At 65.1% G+C, this 6,009-nt stretch carries 1 protein-coding gene; it reads left to right on the top strand.

Features of this window, described 5'->3' with window-relative positions; all coding sequences use genetic code 11:
• On the top strand, window positions 1–6,009 hold a 6,009-nt coding region (locus RMP09_RS23830; RefSeq protein ID WP_310568457.1), incomplete at both ends, for a YDG domain-containing protein.

Genomic DNA, 6,009 nt, shown 5'->3' with positions numbered 1-6,009 from the left:
GGTGGCCGACAGCGGCAACGGCAACATCACGCAAGAGGGCAACCTGAGCGTGGCGCTGACGACCGACCTGAACGCCGGCACGGGCAACATCGACCTGAGCAGCGCGGGCAACGACTTCACCGGCACGGTGGACGTGGTCTCCGCCGGTGACATCACCATCCAGGACGTCAACAACCTGGAGCTGGGGGTCATCAACAACACCGGTAATCTGGATGTGACGGCCAGCACCCTGACCGTCAATGATCTGGACGGCGGCGACAAGGACCTCACCCTGGTGGCCGACGACATCACCATCCGTGGCATTGTCGAAGGCACGGGCACCCTGGTCATTGCGCCCAACAGCACGGGTGTGGACATTCATGTCGCCACCTCGACCGACGCCACGGGCGACGTGGCCGGTGCTCTGAACCTCTCGGCCGACGAGCTGGCCCTGGTCCAGAACGGATTTGCGAACGTCCAGATTGGCGATGGCAGCACCACGGGCACCATCACGGTCGGTACGTCGGCCGGCAACCCGCTGACGCTGCAGGACCACACGACGCTGACGACCGCAGGTGGCGTGGAAATCAACACCGCCATCGACACGGCCGGCAACACCCTGACACTGGACGCCGGAACGGCCAGTACGCTTGACCAAGCCATCAGCGGGACCGGTGGGCTGACCACCACTGGCACAGGCGTGATCACCGTGACCGGTGACATGACCTACACCGGCCAGACGACCATCGATACGGGCGCCACGTTGAATGTCGTGGATGCCGGGGGCCTGTCGACCACCTCGGGTGTGTCCAACAGCGGCACCCTGGATATCAGCAACAGCCTGGACAGCACGGTATCCACCGCCAATGTGACGGGCAGCGGCGATGTGTCACTGGGCGACAAGACGCTGGAGCTGACCAACGCCAACGGCACCCTCGCGGGTGTGCTGTCCGGCGCCGGCAATGTCGTGGTGGCTGAAGGTGACCTGACCCTCTCGGGCACCAACACCTACAGCGGCGGCACCACGGTGGAACAGGGTGCGACCCTGACGGTCACCAGCGAAGGCGCTCTGGGTAGCGTCGACGGTGGTACCACCGTCGAGGCCGGCGGCACGTTGGCCTTGAGCGGCGTGATGACCATTGCGGAGAACATCGAGCTTGCGGGCTCGGGGGATGGCGTAAACGCGGGTGCATTGGCGAACACCGGCGACAACACCCTGACCGGTGCCATCACGCTGGCGGGTTCGGATGTGCTGGTCACGTCTTCCGGCGGCAGTCTGACGGTCGATGGCATCGTTTCGGGCGCCGGCACGAACCTGGTGGTCAACAACCAGGGGACGACCACGTTCAACGGCTTGGTTGACGCAGCATCCTTGACCACCGATGCGGGGGGCACCACGGTTCTCGGCGCAAACGTCACCACATCGGGGACCCAGCGCTATGGCGATGATCTGAGCCTCGATGGTTCGGTGACGCTGACCGGTTCGTTGGTGGCCTTTGACGATGCGGTGACCGGCTCGGCCGATCTGACCGTGACGGCACAGCAGACCACCATCAACGGTGGCAGCGTCAGCACGACGGGTAGCCAGACCTACGACGGCAACGTCGGCCTGGGTGCGGACACGAACCTGACGGCCAGCCTGGTGAACCTGACCCAGGGTGCCGACGGTGCGGGCAACGACCTGACTGTGACGGGCAACCTGAACCTGGACGGCGCGGTGACCAACGTGGCCGACCTGTTGGTGACCGGTACCAGCGACCTGGGTGCCGACGTGAACACCACGGGCAGCCAGACCTACACCGGCGCGGTGGCGCTCTCGGGTGGCGACCGCACGCTGACGGGTTCCACCGTCAGCCTGGACGGCGGTGTCGATGGCGGCACCAACGCGCTGAGTGTGGCGGGCAACGCCGAGATCGGCGGCGACGTGACGGGCGTGAGCACGCTGTCGGTGAGCGGCAACACGACGCTGGCGGCCGATGTGACCACCAGTGGTGCGCAGAGCTACGGCGATGCCACGGGCGACTCGGTGACCATCGCGGGCCCGGTCATCCTGACCACGACCGACAGCGCGGTGAGCTTCAGCGGCGCGGTCGATGGCGACGGTGTTGGCACCAGTTCTGACGCGCTGACCATCAGCGCGGGCGCCGGCACGGTGAGCTTCGGTGGCGCTGTCGGCAGCACCGACCCGCTGCAGAGCCTGAGCGTGACCGCCGGTCTGACCGAGATCAATGGTGGCAGCGTCAGCACGACGGGCAGCCAGACCTATGACGGCAACGTCGGCCTGGGTGCGGACACGAACCTGACGGCCAGCCTGGTGAACCTGACCCAGGGTGCCGACGGTGCGGGCAACGACCTGACTGTGACGGGCAACCTGAACCTGGACGGCGCGGTGACCAACGTGGCCGACCTGTTGGTGACCGGTACCAGCGACCTGGGTGCCGACGTGAACACCACGGGCAGCCAGACCTACACCGGCGCGGTGGCGCTCTCGGGTGGCGACCGCACGCTGACGGGTTCCACCGTCAGCCTGGACGGCGGTGTCGATGGCGGCACCAACGCGCTGAGTGTGGCGGGCAACGCCGAGATCGGCGGCGACGTGACGGGCGTGAGCACGCTGTCGGTGAGCGGCAACACGACGCTGGCGGCCGATGTGACCACCAGTGGTGCGCAGAGCTACGGCGATGCCACGGGCGACTCGGTGACCATCGCGGGCCCGGTCATCCTGACCACGACCGACAGCGCGGTGAGCTTCAGCGGCGCGGTCGATGGCGACGGTGTTGGCACCAGTTCTGACGCGCTGACCATCAGCGCGGGCGCCGGCACGGTGAGCTTCGGTGGCGCTGTCGGCAGCACCGACCCGCTGCAGAGCCTGACCGTGACGGCCGGCCTCACCGGCATCAACGGTGGCAGCGTCAGCACGACGGGCAACCAGACCTACGACGGCAACGTCAGCCTGGGCGAGGCCACGACCACGCTGAGCAGCACCAGCGGCAGCATCGGTGCCACCGGTTCGGTCACCGGCCAAACCCTGGTGGTCAACGCCGCTGGCATGACCCTGACCAACACGGCCAACGACCTCGACACGGTCTCGGGCAATGTGGCCGCAGGTGGGTTGAACCTGGTGGACAGCGACGCCATCACCGTGGGTGTGGCCGGCATCGGCAGTGCGGGTGGCAATGTCAGCATCACCACCCTGTCGGGTGATCTCACGCTGGCAGGCGACATCGCCGTGACGGGCAGTGGCGACATCGTGCTGGTGGCGGAGGGCAACTTCGTCAACCAGGCCGGTGCCGATGCCCTGAGCACCGATTCGGGCCGCTGGCTGGTGCAGTCCACCAACCCGCTGCTGGACACCACCGACGGCCTGACGGCCGACTTCAAGTACTACGGCACGACCGCAGCCAACGTGGCCGGCATCGGGGATCTGGCAGGTCAGGACGGCTTTGTCTACGAAGTGGTGCCGGTGGTCAACGCCGTGCTCATGGGCACTGTGGACAAGACCTACGATGCCAAGCTCGCTGCGTCTCTGGTACACGGCAACTACGATCTTTCCGACGTGAAGATCGGCACCGACGCATACGCCGGTACGAACGTGACCTTGTCCGGCTTCGCCACGGGCACCTACGACAACAAGAATGCCAACGCCAGCAAGGACGGTGTCCTGCTGGCCAGTCTGGACCTCAAGAACGTGAGCGTCTCGGGTCTGGGCATCGCGACGGTGATGGACAACGGCACGGTGGCCTACGGGTACCAGCTCGCGTCCGGCTCGGTTCAGGGCAATGTCGGTGTGGTCCGTCAGGCCCCGCTCAATGTCAGCGGTCTGCTGGCCGTGGACAAGATCTACGACGCCACCGCTACCGCCACGTTGAACACCAGCGGTGCGGTGTTCGGTGCGGGCCTGGATCCTGATTCCGTGGGGGGATTGCGAGCCAACGATGCTGGCACGCTTGACCAGATCGAGGTGGTGGGTGCTTCGGGTTACTTCACTGCGGCCGACGGCGTTGCTGCAGACAAGAACGTGGCCTTTGATGCCGGTACGGGTGCTGTGATCGCCAAGAGTGTGGTGGCGACCGATTTGCAACTCAGTGGTGGCACCAGCAACTACTACCTGGTCCAAGAGGATGACCTCTCGGCCAAGATCGTGCAGCGCGAGATCGCCATCACCGATGCGGTGGGCAAGAGCAAGGTTTTTGACGCGACGACCACGGCCGAAATCGAGGGTCTGGAATGGCAGGTGCTGACCAACGATCGTGAGCTGATGCAGATCAGCGACACGTCGATGGCCAACGACAGCATCGCACCGACCTATACCGCCAACTTCTCGGACATGAATGCGGGGCAGGGCAAGTCGATCACGCTCGCATTCACGGGCATGACCGGCGCTGATGGTGCCAACTACCGGTTGCTGACCAAGACCCGGTCCGGTCTGCGGGCCAATATCGACAAGGCCGATCTCACGTTCACGATCTCCGCCGATCGCGTGTACGACGGTACCGACCTGATCGCGGACGACGTGCTGCAGCTGGCGCCGAGCATTGCCGATCCCAAGCTGGTGGGGGCGGTTTTCGACTGGAGTTCGGCAACCTTCGATGACAAGAACGTGGGCCAAGACAAGGTGGTCACGGTCTCGGGCATCACACTGACCAATGCGGGCAGCCTGGACCTCAGCAACTTCAACACCTTTGCAGGCAATGCCACGGCGCTGGGCAGCGGTTCGATCACGGCGCTCGGCCTGAACATCGTGGTCTCGGGTATCACGGCGCAGGACAAGCAATACGACGGCACAAAGGCCGCGACGGTTTCTGCTGAGGGCGTCCAGTTCACCGGTTTGATCGCCGGGGACGAGGTCTCGATCGCCACGCTGCGGGGCGAATTCGCCTCCGAGGACGTGCAGTTCGATGGGAACAACCAGGCCGCTGAACAGACGGTGAACCTGTTTGCCACGTATGGCGGCGCCGACTGGCGCAACTACACGATCGTGGATCAGGACACGACCACAGCCAAGATCACGCAACGCGTGCTCACACTGGATGGCGTCCTGACGCCCAACAAGGTGTACGACGGCAACACCTCGGCAACCGTTGACTTCAGCGGTGCCGTGCTGTCCAACAAGGTCGGTGCCGACGATGTCACTTATTCCTTGGCTTCGGTCAATGGTCAGTTTGCGGACAAAAACGTTGGAACCGACAAGCAGGTGGTGATCAACGGCGTCCAGCTGGACGGTGCGGACAAGGCCAACTACACCCTGACGGTGGAAGGCCGTGGCGATATCACCCGTCTGGACAGCGTGTCCTGGGTGGGCGCAGGTCTGACAAACAACTGGTTCGATGCGGCCAACTGGGCGGGCGGCGCGGTGCCGGATCTGGCCAACGTGGCCAACGTGATTGTTCCTCTGAGCACCACGTTCACGTTCGACCCGACGGTGGTTCCAGGTGCGCAAACCGGCAAGGTGGAAATCGACTCCCTCTCTGGTGGTCTGACGGGGGACAGCACCCTCGCAGGTGGGCAGCTGAACATGGCTGCCGGTGAACTGGCGGTGGGGTTGGGCGGCATCAACCTGACTGGTATCAACCAGACGGGCGGCATTTTGAGCAGCACCGGCGACGTGCAGTTGGCCAGCTTCCAGCAGAGCACTGGAACGCTGTTGACCAGCGCGGGCGCTGACTTCATCGTGACCGACAGCTTCTCCCAGAGCGGCGACGGTTCGGTGTCTGTCTCCGGCAATGCCACGATCACGGATGTGGCCGGCGGTATCCAGTTGGGCGACCTGACGGTCACGGGTGACTTGAGCGTGGACAGCATCGGTGGCGACATCACCGACAGCGGCACCGTGACGGTGGGCGGCAGCACCGATCTGGACGCTGGCACGGGCAACGTGGCGCTGGACAACGCGACCAACGACTTCGGTGGCACGGTCAACGCCAGCGGCGCGGATATCACCCTGGCCGATGCCAACGGCATCGAACTGGGCAACGTGGACGCTGGCGGCACGCTGGGCGTGAGCGCGGCGGACGACATCACGCAGACGGC

This window comes from Hydrogenophaga sp. (genome assembly GCF_031426985.1).
Taxonomy (GTDB): domain Bacteria; phylum Pseudomonadota; class Gammaproteobacteria; order Burkholderiales; family Burkholderiaceae_C; genus Hydrogenophaga.
Note: the sequence above shows the minus strand (reverse complement) of the source record. Positions and strands in the feature narration are given on the sequence as shown.